Source organism: Halomonas sp. DP5Y7-2 (genome assembly GCF_019802025.1).
Classification (GTDB): Bacteria; Pseudomonadota; Gammaproteobacteria; order Pseudomonadales; family Halomonadaceae; genus Halomonas; species Halomonas litopenaei_A.
This window is the reverse complement of sequence record NZ_JAHVHY010000005.1, coordinates 310,374-325,637: the sequence shown is the minus strand read 5'-3', so window position 1 is coordinate 325,637 and position 15,264 is coordinate 310,374. Positions and strand designations below refer to the sequence as shown.

General features: G+C 63.3%; 15 protein-coding genes and 1 tRNA gene. 5 read left to right on the top strand and 11 right to left on the bottom strand.

The window, feature by feature from the left end; all coding sequences use genetic code 11:
- Positions 1-114 precede the first annotated feature (114 nt).
- The 9 genes from KUW18_RS11290 to bioB all read right to left on the bottom strand — a co-directional run bounded on the left by KUW18_RS11290 (position 115) and on the right by bioB (position 7,861).
- The gene (locus KUW18_RS11290) at positions 115-591 is read right to left on the bottom strand and encodes a universal stress protein (protein ID WP_222561432.1); all 477 of its coding nucleotides are present in this window, start codon (positions 589-591) and stop codon (positions 115-117) included.
- 223 nt (positions 592-814) lie between these two features.
- Positions 815-1,942, bottom strand: coding sequence for an HlyD family secretion protein (locus KUW18_RS11285; RefSeq protein WP_206943340.1), 1,128 nt, complete (start codon positions 1,940-1,942; stop codon positions 815-817).
- Positions 1,942-2,328 carry a DUF3302 domain-containing protein gene (locus tag KUW18_RS19895; protein ID WP_222238655.1) on the bottom strand — a complete coding sequence of 129 codons (387 nt, stop codon included), beginning with the start codon at positions 2,326-2,328 and terminating at the stop codon, positions 1,942-1,944. Before KUW18_RS19895 ends, KUW18_RS11285 begins: the two co-directional genes overlap by 1 nt.
- A 394-nt stretch (positions 2,329-2,722) precedes the next feature.
- Positions 2,723-2,807, bottom strand: a tRNA-Leu gene (locus KUW18_RS11275).
- Positions 2,808-3,069: 262 nt separating this feature from the next.
- Positions 3,070-3,768: a dethiobiotin synthase gene (gene bioD / locus KUW18_RS11270; RefSeq protein WP_206943338.1), complete on the bottom strand. Its 699-nt coding sequence runs from the start codon at positions 3,766-3,768 to the stop codon at positions 3,070-3,072.
- A gap of 53 nt (positions 3,769-3,821) precedes the next feature.
- Complete coding sequence (locus tag KUW18_RS11265; RefSeq protein ID WP_261396625.1) at positions 3,822-4,706, bottom strand: methyltransferase domain-containing protein; 885 nt, start codon at positions 4,704-4,706, stop codon at positions 3,822-3,824.
- Positions 4,694-5,509: an alpha/beta fold hydrolase gene (locus KUW18_RS11260; protein ID WP_222561431.1), complete on the bottom strand. Its 816-nt coding sequence runs from the start codon at positions 5,507-5,509 to the stop codon at positions 4,694-4,696. The genes KUW18_RS11265 and KUW18_RS11260 overlap by 13 nt, the downstream gene beginning before the upstream one ends.
- Positions 5,506-6,681 (bottom strand): 8-amino-7-oxononanoate synthase, encoded by a 1,176-nt coding sequence (bioF, locus tag KUW18_RS11255; RefSeq protein WP_222486119.1) that lies wholly within the window; start codon positions 6,679-6,681, stop codon positions 5,506-5,508. The genes KUW18_RS11260 and bioF overlap by 4 nt, the downstream gene beginning before the upstream one ends.
- Before the next feature lie 88 nt (positions 6,682-6,769).
- The gene (gene bioB, locus KUW18_RS11250; protein ID WP_222238650.1) at positions 6,770-7,861 is read right to left on the bottom strand and encodes a biotin synthase BioB; all 1,092 of its coding nucleotides are present in this window, start codon (positions 7,859-7,861) and stop codon (positions 6,770-6,772) included.
- A gap of 184 nt (positions 7,862-8,045) precedes the next feature.
- On the opposite strand from bioB, the gene KUW18_RS11245 reads away from it, so the two are divergent.
- Positions 8,046-8,687 (top strand): ComF family protein, encoded by a 642-nt coding sequence (locus tag KUW18_RS11245; RefSeq protein WP_206943328.1) that lies wholly within the window; start codon positions 8,046-8,048, stop codon positions 8,685-8,687.
- Positions 8,688-8,726: 39 nt separating this feature from the next.
- Complete coding sequence (locus KUW18_RS11240) at positions 8,727-9,716, top strand: serine/threonine protein kinase (protein WP_206943326.1); 990 nt, start codon at positions 8,727-8,729, stop codon at positions 9,714-9,716.
- Positions 9,717-9,792: 76 nt separating this feature from the next.
- On the opposite strand, the gene KUW18_RS11235 is transcribed toward KUW18_RS11240, so the two are convergent.
- Positions 9,793-10,341: a hypothetical protein gene (locus KUW18_RS11235; protein ID WP_206943324.1), complete on the bottom strand. Its 549-nt coding sequence runs from the start codon at positions 10,339-10,341 to the stop codon at positions 9,793-9,795.
- A gap of 588 nt (positions 10,342-10,929) precedes the next feature.
- Here KUW18_RS11235 and folE point away from each other — a divergent pair.
- The 3 genes from folE (at position 10,930) to KUW18_RS11220 (ending at position 13,491) form a co-directional block, all read left to right on the top strand.
- Entirely contained in the window at positions 10,930-11,487 is a 558-nt protein-coding gene (folE, locus tag KUW18_RS11230; RefSeq protein ID WP_206943322.1) for a GTP cyclohydrolase I FolE, read from the top strand.
- 43 nt (positions 11,488-11,530) lie between these two features.
- Positions 11,531-11,944 (top strand): dihydroneopterin triphosphate 2'-epimerase, encoded by a 414-nt coding sequence (gene folX, locus KUW18_RS11225; RefSeq protein WP_206943320.1) that lies wholly within the window; start codon positions 11,531-11,533, stop codon positions 11,942-11,944.
- A gap of 86 nt (positions 11,945-12,030) precedes the next feature.
- Entirely contained in the window at positions 12,031-13,491 is a 1,461-nt protein-coding gene (locus KUW18_RS11220; protein WP_206943317.1) for an NAD-dependent succinate-semialdehyde dehydrogenase, read from the top strand.
- 159 nt (positions 13,492-13,650) lie between these two features.
- Here KUW18_RS11220 and purH read toward each other — a convergent pair whose 3' ends face one another.
- Entirely contained in the window at positions 13,651-15,231 is a 1,581-nt protein-coding gene (gene purH, locus KUW18_RS11215; protein WP_206943316.1) for a bifunctional phosphoribosylaminoimidazolecarboxamide formyltransferase/IMP cyclohydrolase, read from the bottom strand.
- Positions 15,232-15,264 lie beyond the last annotated feature (33 nt).

Here is a 15,264-nt window from a genome sequence, read left to right as displayed (position 1 = left end):
GGCTGGCGCCGCAGAGGCCGGGACGCGCTTCGCTATGGCGTGCACTCTGCTCGTCTATTCGTTTGCTCTTCTGCTCTTCTGCTCGTTTGCTCGTCTGTTCGTTTCATACGGGCGTCAGTGCACGGTCACCACTCGGCAGCGGGCGTGATGACTGACCTTGCGTGACACGCTGCCTTCGATCAGGGCCTTGAACTTGCCCATACCGCGATGCCCCATGACGATGGCGTCGACGCCGTGCTCACGGGCCGCGTCGAGGATGACCTGGCCTGGGCTGCCGTGGCGCAGCAGGATCATCGGGCTGGGAACCATCAGGCTAAGCGCGTCACGCCCGGCGTTGTCGAGAATCTCTCTGCCGATGGCCTCTCGCTCATCCAGGGCAGCACCAGCGGCGATGGCGGAGACGCCCCAGACGAAGGCGGGTTCCGAACCGAGCTCTTCTGGCACGTGCAGCAAGACTAGCTGGCCGGCGCTTGCGTTTCCGGCGGGCGAAGTATCGTCGCTGCGATGGGCATTGAGCAGCGTGCAGGCCACCTTCAGCGCTTCACGGGAGTAGCAAGAGCCGTCTACCGGTACCAGAATCTTGGTGAACATCGCCGCGGTCCATGTGGTGACTGATCATGCAGGAATTGTAGGATCAGAGCGTCCGCCAAGTTCTTGATTTGGATCATGATGGTCAGCGTTTACGGGCGCCCAGGCCTGTCGTTGGTGCTTCAGTCGTCTGTGCTTCAGCCGTCTGGCCTGCAGCGGCGCAGCGCCCAGCAAAAAGCCCCGGGCGTCGGTAGGGACGCCCGGGGCTTGGCTGAGTCGTTTGGCGTCAGTGATCCAGATAGAGGTAGTGCTGCCAACCGAGCATGCGAAGGAGCACCTTGCGCATGATGGCCACGTGATGGAAGTGCTCGGTGTAGACCGCCGCCTGGGCGCTGATGCCCAACGGCAGGTCGGGCACGTCCTGGTCCGGCAGCAGCCGCAATGTCACCAGCGCCGGGGCATCCACTGTCTTGAAGGCGTCTGCGCCCAGCAGGCGATCTCCTGCCGCGACCTGAGACTCGGCGATGGCGGGAAGCACCTCGATGACCTCTGCGCTGAACACCTGGCCAGGCAAGGCCGTGAAGGTCAGCTCTGCTTCGTCACCCTGCTGAATGCGGTTCAGCGCCTGCTGACGGAAGGCGCCAGTAAAACGACCTGGCTCATCGTGCACGAAGACTCCCATCGGCTTGAGCGGCAGCGGCACCGCCATCATGCCGGGGCGTACCGCCAGCTGGGTAAGATACCCGTCTGTCGGGGCTCGGATAATGGTGTTCTCCAGGTCGTACTGGGCCTGGGCCAGTTCGGCCCGCTTGGCGATCACCAGTGGGTCCTGATCATTGGCATCGGGACGCTGTTCCGCTTGAGCTCTTTCCAGCGCTGCCTGGGCCTGGGATACCCGGGCGGCGGTGGTCTCGGCGACCTGGGCCGCTTCATCGATCTGCTGTCGACTAAAGGCCGATGAGGCCGCCTGGTAGCGTGCCAGGGTGCGCTGGGCCTGGTTGCGATCCGCCTGGGCGGCCAGCAAGTTGGCTTCCGCCTCAGCCACGCCTGCGGTGCGGCTGTCAGAGTTGCGCAAGGTGTCTTCCAGCTCGGCGGTCAGACGCTCCACCTTGGCTTCGAACTGCCGTGCATCGAGGGTGAACAGCGGGGTGCCGGCCTTGACCAGGGTGTTGGGGGATACGTTGACCGACGTGACGCGGGCTCGTACTTCCGACACCAGCGGCGTGACGGCGTAGGCCTGACGCACCTGGCGAGTGAAGGGGTGGTTGTAGTTCATCAACAGCACCAGCGTCGAGACGACAATCACGCCGCCCAGAAAGGCGGTGGGCACTGTCCACTTGTTCAGCGGGATGCGAAACACCTTGAAAATGACGATGCAGATGGCGGCGTAGGTCAGGACGATAAGCAGATCCATCAGGACTGGCCTCCCTGCTGGGTTGAGCTGACGGTTTCGGCCGTCGGGGTAGGCTGCCCTGATTCCTGCCGATCAAGCCGCTGCCTGAGCTGCTCCAGCTCCGCCCTCAGTTGATCGATCTCGTTGCGTTCCCTGGCCTGTTCCTGCTCGATCTGCTGAAAGCCCCAGCCGCGATCATCGCGATACAGGGTGGCCCAGATCCACAGGAAGGGCCACAGCACATGCAGGGTGAAGAGGCTGACCCAGCCCGCTACGTGGATAGCATCCTGATGAGGATGATTGCGCTTCTTGGCGATGCCATAGGGAATGTCGTGAATGACGATAACCCCGTAGAACAGCGTCAAGGCGACAAAAAAGAGAATGCCAAGGGCAAAGTAGTTCAGCATGCAGGGGCCTTTTTTCTTGAATGCTTTTGGAAGAACGCACATCCCGTACCGTTCGCCGCTAAAGATAGCACGAGCGGTGGTCCGATTCGTCGCGGCTTCCTGGCAGTTGTCAACGCGCCGGTGGCCACAGCGTAGCGCCGCTATGCCAGAGCGTGATATGCGACGAGAGGGGTGAGGCGAGCGGTGTCCTCAGGTATGTGAGCGCGATGGCTATCGCTGCGATAAAGCGATCAAAGAGGACGAGTGGGCGTCATCACTGAGCGCCTGGCGAGGCACGTTCCTAGCACCTTCTGGACATGTTCTGAAAGAGTGACGTCACCATTGGGTCACACCAGAACATCTAGTGCGTCGTGGCAATCTGCTGGAATTCGGGAAAAGCTGAGGGACATCAAGATGGTGCGGATGGGGAGACTCGAACTCCCACGCGCTAAGGCACTAGAACCTAAATCTAGCGTGTCTACCAATTCCACCACATCCGCATGCAGGTGAGCGGTGCACATTGTACGTTGCCTGACCGGCAAGTCAACTTTTTCAGCTGTTGGGCGACGCCGCAGCCATCAGGGCCCAGGCGGATGGCGATGGGCCCTTGGTGACAGGCCGCTCATGCCTGAGGCGAAGGGAGCATGCCCGAGGCAATGAGCACTAACGCAATGAGTGCTAATGCAATGAGAGCTAATTCGATAAGAACAAAGGCAGCGAGACAAAAGGCAACGAATCAAGCGACGCAATAAAAGCCAAGGCCTAACCGGGGGGAAGCGTCAGGTACTCGGCGGCCTGCTGCGCCAGCTCCTGGTGGTCACTGCCCTCCAGGCGGGGAATGATGCCCAGGCAAGGCCCCGGTAGCCGCGCGGTCAGATGGGCAAGGTTGTCCTGGTAAAGGGTTTCATCTGCCGCAAAGTCAGCGTCGATGAGGTTGCCAATCCAGCCAGCGCAGACCACGCCGTCACGGGCCAGCGCTTCTGCGGTCAGCAAGGCGTGATTGAGACAGCCCAGCTTGAGGCCAATGACAACAATGACCGGCAGCCTAAGGCGAGGGGCCAGGCCTGCCAGGTCTTCCTGCTCATTCAGCGGGACGCGGTAGCCGCCAGCGCCCTCGATCAGCGTCAGGTCGCGGCCCAGCGCCAGGGACGGCGCAATGGTCCGTTCCAGCCTGGCCAAGGTCAGCTCGGCGTCGGCGTAGCGCGCTGCCAGATGAGGGGCAATGGGGGGCTCGAAGGCATAGGGATTGATCGTGGCGTAGTCGACCTCAGGCCGACTCTGGGCCTGGAGCGTCAAGGCGTCGATGTTTCTCAACCCTGCAGCCGTCGCTTGGCAGCCAGACGCCACCGGTTTCAGGCCCAGGGTGCTGAGGCCCTGGCGTCTGGCGAGCGCCAAAAGCGCGGAGCTGGCGAGAGTCTTGCCGGCATCGGTGTCGGTGCCGGTCACGAAATAGCAGGTCATGGCACGGGTCCATCTTGCAGAAATCTGAGGGTCATGGGGGAGCCGGAGAGGGCTCAGCGGTTGAGTACCAACGTCAGCTGGTGGTAGGTCACGGGAAGTCCCTGTGGCGTGCGCAAGCGCTCGTAACGCTGCTTTGCCTGGGCCAGTTCCCGGCGGGTCAGGCCAGCGCCAGGCCGCGCCACCTGGGCGCCGACGCCCTTGATGGAAGCCATCACGGCGTGAATGTCCGGGTAGTGAAAGGTGACCTCGCGGGGTCGCAGGACGGCATCCTGCCAAGGGCTCTGATCGACCCGCTGCTGATGCTGAGCCAGGCTCGGGAACACCAGCACGCCGCTGGAATGGCCGGGACGCTGCCATGCGCTGGCCACCTCATGCAGGGTGCCGGGTAGCAAGGTGTTGATCACCGCCCGGCCGCCCGGGCGCAGGACGCGATGCACGTTTGCCAGTACCTGCGCCAGGTCAGGACACCATTGGATGGCCAGGTTGGATACCAGCAGATCGATGCTGGCCGTCGCCAGAGGCAGGGACTGGGCATCTGCCTTCAACCACACAGGAGACGATGCCCTGGCGCTGCAGGGGCGTGAATCGTCCGGACGGGCAGCATGACGGCGAGCTTCAGCGAGCATTGCCAGTGACAGGTCCAGTCCTATTACCTGGGCGTTGGGATAGCGGTCGCACATCTGCCAGGTGAGATCCCCTGGGCCGCAGCCCAGATCCAGGACGTTTTGGACGGGCTCGTGATCATTCACCGTACTCTGGCGAGCCTGGGCTTGCCGTGGCGGCAAATCGTCGAGCAACGACTGGGCCATGGCGAGCTGCGCGCGGGCAAGCTGCCGATAGCGTGGGGCTGCCCGCGAAAAGGCCCGATCCACCCGTTGCCGCCAGTGGCTGGCGGAGGTCTCATCACCGAGTGGCGCGTCCAGTGTCAGCATTGCCATGCTGCCTCCCTCGGATTTGGTTGATCGCGCTCGGGCCTGGAGGTCTGACGGGGGTAGCCGTGTCCTGTTGACTGGCGGTGCGCCAGCAGGCGCTGTGCCTGTCGCTCCACCGCCTCGACCAGCCGCTGCGGTTGGCTAAGCATGGGGCAGTGTCCGCTGGCGGCGATGCGCTCATCCGCGGCATGGCGCACCGCAGGCGCCATCAGCGGGTCGTCGTGTCCGCACAGGGTGGCCGTCGGGCAGGGCGGCTTGAGGAAAACGTCGTGAATATCCTCCTGGGCCAGCGTCGAGAGTCCTTGTGCGAGAGTGGCGTGATCGGCCTGTGCCTGCGGTCTCAGCAGTGCCTTGAGCGACGCCAGTGACGGGCGAGGCTCAGGCTCTGCCGATAGCTGCCAGCGTAGGAAGTGCTCGACTGCCCGGTCTGGGTCACGGTGAAAGGCGCTGTTGAAGTCGGCGAGTGCCTGTTGACTGACCCCTGCGGGGTGGCAGAAGGTCGGGCCCATGCCGATCAGCACGAGCGCATCAGGAGGCCCCATGACACGTGCCAAGGCGGCAGCCTGAAGAGCTCCCAGCGACCAGCCCACCCACACCACCGAGGTATCCTGGTCGGGCAGCAACTCAGGAGACATGGCCTCGGCAAGCTGACTGATGGAGCCCGGGTCAGCCAATGGGGACGACGACTTGGTGCCCATGCCCGGCCAGTCAATGGCATGCACATCCCAGCCCTGGGACCAATGCGGGGCGAGAGGGGCAAAGACACGGGCATCGATGGCCCAGCCTGAGAGCAGTACCAGGCGGGTCATGCGCCAACCTCTTCCATGCTGTCGGCCGGGACCAGCCGCTGACAGCTGGCCAGGGCGTCAAGCAGGCGCTGGATGTCGTCGTGGCTGTGGCCGGCGGTTAACGTGATGCGCAGTCTGGACTGGCCATTGGGCACGGTGGGCGGGCGAATCGCTCCGACCTTGATGCCACTGGCTTCCAGCAGCCGCGCCCACTCCAGGGTGCGTGACTCATCTCCCAGCAATATCGGTTGGATCGGTGTGCGCGATGGCAGCAGTGGCAGGCCCAAACGCGACGCCTCATCCCGGAACAGCTGCACCAGCGAATGCAGGTGCTGCCTGCGCTCGGGTTCCGCGTCAAGCAGCTCCAGGGCCTTGAGCGAGGCTGCGGCCACCGGGGGCGGCATGGCGGTGGTGTACACATAGGGCCGGGCGAACTGAATCAGGTGCTCGATCAAGGCATCGTCTCCGGCGACAAAGGCGCCGCCAGTGCCGAGCGCCTTGCCCAGAGTGCCGACAAGGATCGGCACCTGCTGGCTGTCGTAGCGCTGACCCACACAGCCGTCACCACGCTCGCCCAGCACGCCAACGCCATGGGCATCATCGATCATCAGCCAGGCCCCATGGCGCTGGCACAGTCGGGCCAGCGCCCCGACGTCGGCGCAGTCGCCGTCCATGCTGAACACCCCGTCGCTGATGGCCAGTGCCAGGGACTTCTCCGGCGCACGGGTCATCAGCCGGTCGAGGTCGGCCAGGTCGAGGTGGTGGTAACGGCGTGAGCGGGCGCCCGCCAGTCGTGCCCCGTCGATCAGCGAAGCATGGTTGAGACGGTCCTGATACACCTGAACATGGGGATCGCACAGGGCTTGAATGACCCCAAGGTTGGCCATGTAGCCGGTGGAGAAGAGCAATGCTCGCGGCCGGCCGGTGAGTCGTGCCAGGGCCTCCTCGAGGGCCTCATGCAGCTCACCATGGCCGGTCACCAGATGAGAGGCTCCCGCGCCGCTGCCGTAGCGACGAGCGCCGTCGCTGGCCGCTTCGGCCAGGCGTGGGTCGGTGCGCAGGCCCAGATAGTCGTTGCCCGCCATATCGAGCAGCGCGAGATCCCGCCGCTGTGTCTGGCGTTGACGCCAGCGCTGGGCCTGCCGGCGTTGGTCGGCGCGTAGCCTCAGGTAATCGTTCCAGGTCTGGCTCATGGTGTTCTCTGTGCCTTGCATTGCCCCCGCTTGGCATCGGCAATCAGCCGCAGGGGCAGGCAGGCGAAAGGCATCTGGGGCAGCGTCGTTAGACGGCGGCGTCGTAGTACTGCTCGCTTTGGGCGACGCTGGCCTGACGTTTCACCTCACGGCTGAGGGCCTCCGCCTGCTGCTCGTCGGTGGCGCAGCTCTCGCGCTGTTCCGGGTGCAGGCCGAGCTTGGCAAACAGCGCCTTGTCGCGTTCCACCTGGGGGTTGCCGGTGGTCAGCAGGGTGTCGCCGTAGAAGATCGAGTTGGCGCCTGCCATGAATGCCAGGGCCTGGGTCGACTCATCCATCTGCTCGCGCCCGGCGGACAGGCGGACATGGCTGGCCGGCATCATGATGCGGGCGACAGCGATGGCCCGCAGGTATTCGATGGGGTCGAGGTCCTCGACATTCTCGAGCGGAGTGCCGGGCACCTTGACCAGCATATTGATGGGCACCGATTCGGGGTGCGGCGACAAGTTGGCCAGCTGCCTCAGCAGGCCTGCGCGGTCCCGAGCGGACTCGCCCATGCCAAGGATCCCGCCGGAACAGATCTTCATGCCGGCATCGCGCACATTGCCGAGGGTGTCGAGGCGGTCGGCGTAGCTGCGCGTAGTGATGATCTCGCCGTAGTACTCGGGGGAGGTATCCAGGTTGTGGTTGTAGTAGTCGAGACCAGCATCCGCCAGCTGGCGCGCCTGATCCCCATCGACCATGCCGAGCGTCATGCAGGTTTCAAGACCCAGCGCCTTGACTTGCTTGACCATTTCGAGCACGACGTCCAGGTCACGCTGGCGCGGGCTGCGCCAGGCGGCTCCCATGCAGAAGCGGCTGGCGCCAGCGTCCTTGGCGGAACGGGCCTGGGCGACAACTTTCTCGATCTCGAGCAGCTTCTCCTTGTCCAGACCGGTGTTGTAGTGGCCGGACTGGGGGCAATACTTGCAGTCTTCCGGACAAGCGCCGGTCTTGATCGACAGCAGGGTGGACACCTGTACCGCATTGGCATCGAAGTGCTGGCGATGGATCGTTTGTGCCTTGAACATCAAGTCGTTGAAGGGCAGTGCGAAGAGGGCCTCGATTTCATCAAAGGACCAGTCGTGGCGCGGGGTACTGTCCAGGGCTAGGGTGGAAGAAGAGGTCACGGTGGCCGACATGGAGTGTCTCGCTTTGGTCAACTTTTTTAAAATAGGTAAGTTGACGGACAGGATAGGGCGTTTGACCCGCCTGTCAACCTGCAGGCTCGTAGAAGTTGACCACGTGCTGGCCAGGTGGTTGCCACAGCGCTGCCCCTGGTGCTTGGCGCCGCATCTGGCCGTTGAGCCAGGAGTCGGACCCCGGATGCCGTTGTGCCGACGCTGTCAGGCCTGCCTGGCGTGGAACGTGGCGCCCTGCGAGCGTTGTGCAGAACCCTTGGCGCCAGCCCTGGAGGCAAGGCCAGCCGGGACCCGCCTGTGTGGGCGCTGCTTGACCACCCCCCTCGCGCTGGACACGGTAGTAGCGCCACTGATCTATCGTGACGAGATTCGCCGGTTGGTCCAGCGCTTCAAGGCTGGGGCCCATCGGCCCAGCGCACATCAGTTGATCGCCCTGTTTCTGTGGGCCCTGGAGGCACGCGAAACGACGGTTCCGGATGTCTTGATGGGAGTGCCGAGACATCGGCAGCGGGCGCGTGAGCAGGGCTTCGACCAGAGCGAATGGTTGGCTTTCGAGCTTGGTAGGCGCTTGGGCGTGCCGGTGACCCGTGGTCAGCGGCGGCGCAATGACCCGCCTCAGCACACCCTGACGGCGAGTGCCAGACGACGTCAGGTGAAGGGCATGTTCGACGTGGCGGGTCCCATGCCTCGCCATGTGGTGCTGGTCGACGACGTGATGACGACGGGCGCCACTCTCTCGCGCCTGGCCAGTGCGTGCCGAGACGCCGGTGCCGAGCGAGTCGATGCCTGGGTAATGGCCAGGACGCCGCCACCCTGGCTCTGTTAAGCTGCCGCGGTCGTTTCCCACCTGCGCGCTGGAGTCTCCATGAGTACCTCGACCCCCTTCCATGAACTGTCGCCCCAGCGCGTCGTAGACGCGATCGAGTCCCTGGGGTTCTGGCTATCGGGTGAGCCCTTCGCGCTGAACAGCTACGAGAATCGCGTCTACCTGGTCAGAGATGAAGAGGGCGGACGCTGGGTGGCCAAATTCTACCGCCCCGGTCGTCTCTCATCGCAGGCGATACAGGAAGAGCACGCCTTTCTGGCAGAGCTCGAGGCGGCTCAGGTGAACGTCGCCGCGCCCTGGTGCGATGATGCGGGTAATAGCCTGCACGAGGTCGACGGGCAGCGGCTGGCACTGTTCCCCCACCTGCCGGGTCAGGCACCCGAGCTGGAGAATCCTGATCATCTGTTCGCGCTCGGAGAATTGATTGGCAGGGTCCACGAGGTGGGGCGCCGCGGACGCTTTATGCACCGCGCACAGCTGGTGCCATCGACCATGGCGGAGCAAGCCCGCGAGACGATTCTTGGCAGCGACTGGTTGAGCCAGCGTCAGCGCGACAGCTATGCCTCGGTAGCAAAGACGCTGGTAGCCACCCTGGCGCGCTTCGATGATGCGGCAGGGGCTGCGTTGCGCGTCCATGGCGACTGCCATGTCGGCAACATGCTGGGACGAGACGATCACTTTGCCCTGGTCGACTTCGATGATGCGCTGATGGCGCCGGCGGTACAGGATCTGTGGATGTTGTTTACTGCCCAGGCTCCCGAGGAGAGGACGCAGCAGCTGTCCGAGGTGATCGAAGGGTACGAACAGGTGTTGCCGTTTGAGCGTGGCGAACTGGCGTTGATAGAACCGCTGAGGACGCTGCGCGTGATGCGTCACAGCGCCTGGCTGGTGGGGCGTTGGGAAGACCCGGCCTTTCCCAGAGCGTTTCCCTGGGTGGCGGATCACGGCTACTGGGATGAGCATATCCGCCAGCTGGAGCAGCAGCGCCTGGCGCTGTCCGACAAGGAGCGCTGGTTGGCCGGAGGCTGACGGCGTTGTTCGGTCGGCAGGCGCGGGAGCAGTGATGCCAGCCTCCCGCGCTTTACGACGGTGGCGGAGGTGAGGTCTAGTCGCCGGTCTCGTTGTTGCCTTCGGCTTCGCCGTCGGCCTCAGTACGGGGGCCTGTGCGGCGTCGCTCGGCATTCAGCTCGGCTGAAGGGTTGGGCATCTGCTCGATGTCGAGGGCGTGGGTGAGTTCCAGCTGGAAGACGTGGTTCGCCTCAAGCTCACAGCCGTTGTCATCACAGGCATCGAGCCCGAACTGGCCGTCCGTGTCATAGGCGCCCGCCACCAATTCTCCCGAATAGATGTGGCTGTCTCCCCCCTCGGTCTCCACGCAGGTCAGCGCCTGTGTAGTGATTCTCAGGCGATCCCCGTCACGCTTGGCATCCCCCACCAGAACACAATAGTGCGGCAGATCGGTGCGGCCGCTGGCGTCGCTTGCAGGGGTCAGCATGACGTCGTGAAGCTGGTCCTGGGCGCCGTCCAGTGCGATGCCGTCGATCGTGGTGACGTCGATGCGAGATTGGGCGGGCAGGGCCAGACTGTCGGCCTGGGCGGTGGCGGCAAGCGCCATGCCGACGCAGGCGAGAGATGACAGAAGGGCAATAGACAATGATGAAGGCCGGGACTTCAGGCGGCGGCAGGACATAGGCGTTTCTCGCAGAAGATCGTACAGGGCAGGCACTGTACTCATAAGCGCACCGTGATTGATCCAGAACCGCGCTCGCTACCTAACCTTGCTCGCTAACGAGCCGCGATGGGATCAAGAACCGTGCTGACGAAAGCATCTTTCCGAAGAATGAGTCTGAGCGAAGTGGTCTCTGGACGTTGGCCTGTCCCAGCCACCCCACACGGCGGTTCGACGATAGCACAGCGCTGACAGCGGGGCAGCCACCACGACCGTTACGCGACACTGTGTCACGTTATCGGCGCCGGCAATGACGAGCATCCGGGCACCTCCACGCTAGCGGGTCGCGCAGGCCTGGGCTGTCGTTTGGCGTCTCCCCGACGTCATGCATCGTGGATATCGAACGGTAGGTTTGGCGAGCGGCCATCGCGAACTGCGACGAAGCGCCGGCTGCGGTAGACTTATGGGCACGAATCAGCAATAGTTGTATTTTAAACATTCAACGTACAGGTCTTGTATAGCTGGGAGCGACATTCCCGGCATGCCTGGGCGTCTCCCCTGAAGGGCTGGATCATGACTGAAGCACTCGCCAATCACTATCGACACATCATTGAGGAGCTGGGCGAGGACCCGGAGCGGGAGGGGCTTGTCGACACGCCGAAGCGAGCCGCCAAGGCGATGCAGTTTCTCAATCGTGGCTACACTCAGTCGCTGGAAGAGATCGTCAATGGGGCCGTGTTCTCCTCGGAGACAGATGAGATGGTGTTGGTCAAGGATATCGAGCTCTACTCGATGTGCGAGCACCACTTGCTGCCCTTCATCGGCAAGTGCCACATCGCCTACCTGCCTCAAGGCAAGGTGCTGGGGCTTTCCAAGTTTGCCCGGATCGTCGACATGTATGCTCGACGCATGCAGATTCAGGAGAACCTGACACGTCAGATTGCGGATGCGGTCCAGCAGGTGACCGGTGCCAGGGGGGTGGCAGTGGTGGTGGAGGCCCGCCATCTGTGCATGATGATGCGTGGTGTGGAAAAGCAGAATTCCAGCATGACATCCTCGGTGATGCTGGGGGCCTTCCGCGAAAAGGCCAGCACCCGCCAGGAGTTTCTGACGCTGGTCAGTGGCCGCTGATATCAGCCGCCGTCGTCAACCTGCCTCGAATACGGGAGGGGCCATGTCTCTGCACGTTCTGGGGGATCAGCATCTAGATCACGATCTCGCCACCATTCGCATCAAGAATCTGCGGTTGCGCACCTACATCGGTATCAAGGAGGAGGAGATCCTCAATCGCCAGGATGTGGTGATCAACGCCGTCATTCGCTACCGTGCGGACAAGGCCGTTGCGTTCAACCACATTGAACAGGCCTTGAACTACCGCACGATCACCAAGGAAGTCATCGCCCTGGTGGAAGGCAATCGCTTTCAATTGCTTGAGCGCATGACCCGTGAGGTACTCGACCTGATCATGAGTCACGAGCAGGTATTGACCACCCAGGTCGAGATCGACAAGCCCCATGCGCTGCGGTTTGCGGACTCTGTTTCGATCACCCTGTCAGCATCCCGCGCCGCGGATGAGACGTCGGCGTGATGCCAGTGTGATACGGGTTGGCGATCCGCCGGTGAAGCGCTTAGCATGAAAGTGATGTTCCTTTCGCCATATCGCCAGGAGGCTAAATGAAAGCCCTACAGGAAATGCCGCTGTATCGCCCCTTCGCCTACATTGATGGCAGTTGGGTGGCAGCCGACAGCGGGGATCAGATCGAGGTCGTCAATCCGGCCAATGGCGAGGTCATCGCGCAAGTGCCACGTCTTGGCCGGGCCGAGACGGAGACCGCTATCGGAGCGGCCGAGGCCGCCTTGCCGGCCTGGCGGTCGCTGACCGCACAAGAACGTGCGGACATCCTGATGAAATGGTACGAGCTGATGCTCGAGCATCAGGACGAGCTTGCGACCATCATGACCCTTGAGCAGGGCAAGCCGCTCAAGGAAGCCGCTGGTGAGATCGTCTATGCCGCTAGCTTCCTGCGCTGGTTTGCCGAGGAAGGGCGTCGCGTCTATGGCGAGACGATTCCAGCGGTGAAGTCCAGCCAGCGCATCGTGGTCACCAAGCAGCCGGTAGGCGTCTGTGGCGCGATCACCCCATGGAACTTCCCGGCCGCCATGATTACGCGCAAGGCCGGGGCTGCCTTGGCGGCGGGCTGTACCATCGTGGTCAAGCCGGCCAGTCAGACCCCCTTGTCGGCCACTGCGCTGGCGCTGCTGGCCGAGCGGGCGGGTGTGCCGCGTGGCGTGTTCAATGTGGTGCCGGGTTCGGCCAGCGAGATCGCCGCTGCGCTGACCGAGTCGCCGGTTGTGCGCAAGATCACCTTCACCGGGTCGACCGAAGTCGGCCGCACGCTGATGGCCCAGGCGGCCCAGAATATCCAGAAGGTGTCGCTGGAACTGGGCGGCAACGCGCCGTTCATCGTGTTCGAGGATGCGGATCTGGACGCTGCGGTCAGCGGTGCCATGGCGGCCAAATTCCGAAATGCCGGTCAGACCTGCGTCTGCACCAACCGCTTCCTGGTCCAGTCGAGCGTGGTGAACGCGTTCAGCGAGAAACTCGCGGTGGCAATGAACAGCGAGCTTCAGGTTGGCGACGGGACCGAGGACGGTGTCAATATTGGTCCGCTGATCGACGAAAATGCCGTCAGCAAGGTCAATGAGCATGTTCAGGATGCGGTCGACAAGGGCGCCGAGCTGTGGATTGGCGGTCACCCTCATCCCTTGGGCGGCAACTACTTCACACCGACCCTGGTCAGTGGCGCCAGCAGCGAAATGAAGGTGGCGCGAGAAGAAACTTTCGGCCCATTGGCGGCGGTGTTTCCCTTCGATGACGAGGAAGACGCGGTTGCCCTGGCCAACGATACCGAATTTGGGCTTGCCGCCTACTTCTACTCGAAGGACCTGGGCCGCGTATGGCGGGTTGCCGATGCACTCGAGTACGGTATGGTCGGCATCAACACCGGCTTGATTTCCAATGCTGCGGCCCCGTTTGGCGGAGTCAAGGCGTCAGGTCTGGGGCGCGAAGGCGGTCACCAGGGCCTGGCCGAGTTCCTCGAAACCAAGTACCTGTGCATGGACATCGGTGAGTGACGTCGATCTGAGCGGCCGTGAGCGATAGCGGCCGCTTCCCTGACGCTTAATAAAAGGGCCTCGACGCATGCGTCGAGGCCCTTTTATTGAGTGCAGGCAGGCACCGTTGCCGGTGCCCGCGTAGCGCCCGCCACCCGTTGAGGTAGCGGGTAGCTGCCTTCAGTGGCGGAAGTGACGCATGCCGGTAAATACCATGGCGATGCCGGCCTCATTGGCGGCGTCAATCACTTCCTGGTCGCGCATGGAGCCGCCGGGCTGAATGACCGCGGTAATGCCGGCACTGGCGGCGGCATCGATGCCATCCCGGAACGGGAAGAAGGCGTCTGAGGCCATGACCGAGCCGGGCACTGAGAGTCCTTCGTCGGCCGCCTTGATGCCGGCGATACGAGCGGAGTAGACGCGGCTCATCTGGCCTGCGCCCACGCCGATGGTCTGACCATCCTTGGCGTAGACGATGGCGTTGGACTTGACGTACTTGGCCACCTTCCAGGCGAAGGCCAGGTCACGCATTTCCTGCTCGCTGGGCACCCGCTCGGACACCACGGTCAAATCGTCGCGCTCGACCATGCCAAGGTCACGATCCTGGACCAGCAGACCACCGGTGACGCGCTTGAGGTCGTGGGCAGCGAGCTGCTCGCCGGGCCAGTGAGCGCTGATATCCAGCAGTCGCACGTTCTTTTTCTCGGCGACGATGGCGATGGCGTCGTCACTCACCCCTGGGGCGATGATGACTTCAACGAACTGACGATCGATGATCGCGCGGGCGGTGTCTGCATCCAGCGGCACGTTGAAGGCGATGATGCCGCCAAAGGCGCTGGTCGGGTCGGTGGCGAAGGCCTTGTCATAGGCTTCGCGCGCGCTGGCGCCTACGGCCACGCCACAGGGGTTGGCGTGCTTGACGATGACACATGCAGTGTCAGCAAAGCTCTTCACGCACTCGAGTGCGGCGTCCGTGTCAGCCACGTTGTTGAACGACAGCGGTTTGCCCTGCAGGGTCACCGCGGTGGAGACGCTCGGCTCGCTGGCGTTGTCTTCCACGTAGAAGGCCGCCTGCTGGTGAGGGTTCTCGCCGTAGCGCATCGACTGTTTCTTGGTGAGCTGCAGGTTGTAGGTGCGCGGGAAGCCGTCATCGCTACCTTCGACCAGGCGTCCCAGGTAGTCGGCAATGGCACCGTCGTAGCCTGCGGTGTGCTCGAATGCCTTGACGGCCAGGTCGAAACGCGTGGGCTGGGTGACGGCCCCTGCGTTGTCGCGCATTTCAGCAATCACTCGGTCATAGTCCGCCGCGTTGACCACGATGCTGGTATGGGCATGGTTCTTGGCGCAGGAACGCACCATGGTGGGGCCACCGATATCGATGTTCTCGATGGCATCCTCGAGACGACAGTCCGGGCGGGCGATCGTGGCAGCGAAGGGGTAGAGGTTGACGACCACCATGTCGATAGGGGCGATGTCATGCTGTTGCATGACGGCATCGTCCTGTCCGCGCCGACCCAGGATGCCACCGTGAATCTTGGGGTGCAGCGTCTTGACCCGGCCGTCCATGATCTCCGGGAAACCGGTGTGCTCCGAGACTTCCGTCACGGCAATGGCGTTGTCGGCCAGCAGGCGGTAGGTGCCGCCGGTGGAGAGCAGTTCGACCCCCATATCGGACAGGGCGCGGGCGAAATCGACGATGCCGGTCTTGTCCGACACGCTGATCAGGGCGCGGCGAACGGGGAGGGGAGAGGGCTGGGCCATGGGAAGGTCTCTATTGCGAGGAAAAACGATAGG

Excerpts from the sequence above, each read along its gene's own strand:
- folX (WP_206943320.1), top strand. The coding sequence starts at position 11,531 with ATGTCTCTGCACGTTCTGGGGGATCAGCATCTAGATCACGATCTCGCC.
- bioB (WP_222238650.1), bottom strand. The coding sequence starts at position 7,861 with ATGTCGGCCACCGTGACCTCTTCTTCCACCCTAGCCCTGGACAGTACC.
- KUW18_RS11290 (WP_222561432.1), bottom strand. The coding sequence starts at position 591 with ATGTTCACCAAGATTCTGGTACCGGTAGACGGCTCTTGCTACTCCCGT.
- KUW18_RS19895 (WP_222238655.1), bottom strand. The coding sequence starts at position 2,328 with ATGCTGAACTACTTTGCCCTTGGCATTCTCTTTTTTGTCGCCTTGACG.
- KUW18_RS11260 (WP_222561431.1), bottom strand. The coding sequence starts at position 5,509 with ATGACCCGCCTGGTACTGCTCTCAGGCTGGGCCATCGATGCCCGTGTC.
- KUW18_RS11265 (WP_261396625.1), bottom strand. The coding sequence starts at position 4,706 with ATGGCAATGCTGACACTGGACGCGCCACTCGGTGATGAGACCTCCGCC.
- KUW18_RS11240 (WP_206943326.1), top strand. The coding sequence starts at position 8,727 with ATGAGTACCTCGACCCCCTTCCATGAACTGTCGCCCCAGCGCGTCGTA.
- folE (WP_206943322.1), top strand. The coding sequence starts at position 10,930 with ATGACTGAAGCACTCGCCAATCACTATCGACACATCATTGAGGAGCTG.
- bioF (WP_222486119.1), bottom strand. The coding sequence starts at position 6,681 with ATGAGCCAGACCTGGAACGATTACCTGAGGCTACGCGCCGACCAACGC.
- bioD (WP_206943338.1), bottom strand. The coding sequence starts at position 3,768 with ATGACCTGCTATTTCGTGACCGGCACCGACACCGATGCCGGCAAGACT.
- KUW18_RS11220 (WP_206943317.1), top strand. The coding sequence starts at position 12,031 with ATGAAAGCCCTACAGGAAATGCCGCTGTATCGCCCCTTCGCCTACATT.
- purH (WP_206943316.1), bottom strand. The coding sequence starts at position 15,231 with ATGGCCCAGCCCTCTCCCCTCCCCGTTCGCCGCGCCCTGATCAGCGTG.
- KUW18_RS11285 (WP_206943340.1), bottom strand. The coding sequence starts at position 1,942 with ATGGATCTGCTTATCGTCCTGACCTACGCCGCCATCTGCATCGTCATT.
- KUW18_RS11245 (WP_206943328.1), top strand. The coding sequence starts at position 8,046 with ATGCCGTTGTGCCGACGCTGTCAGGCCTGCCTGGCGTGGAACGTGGCG.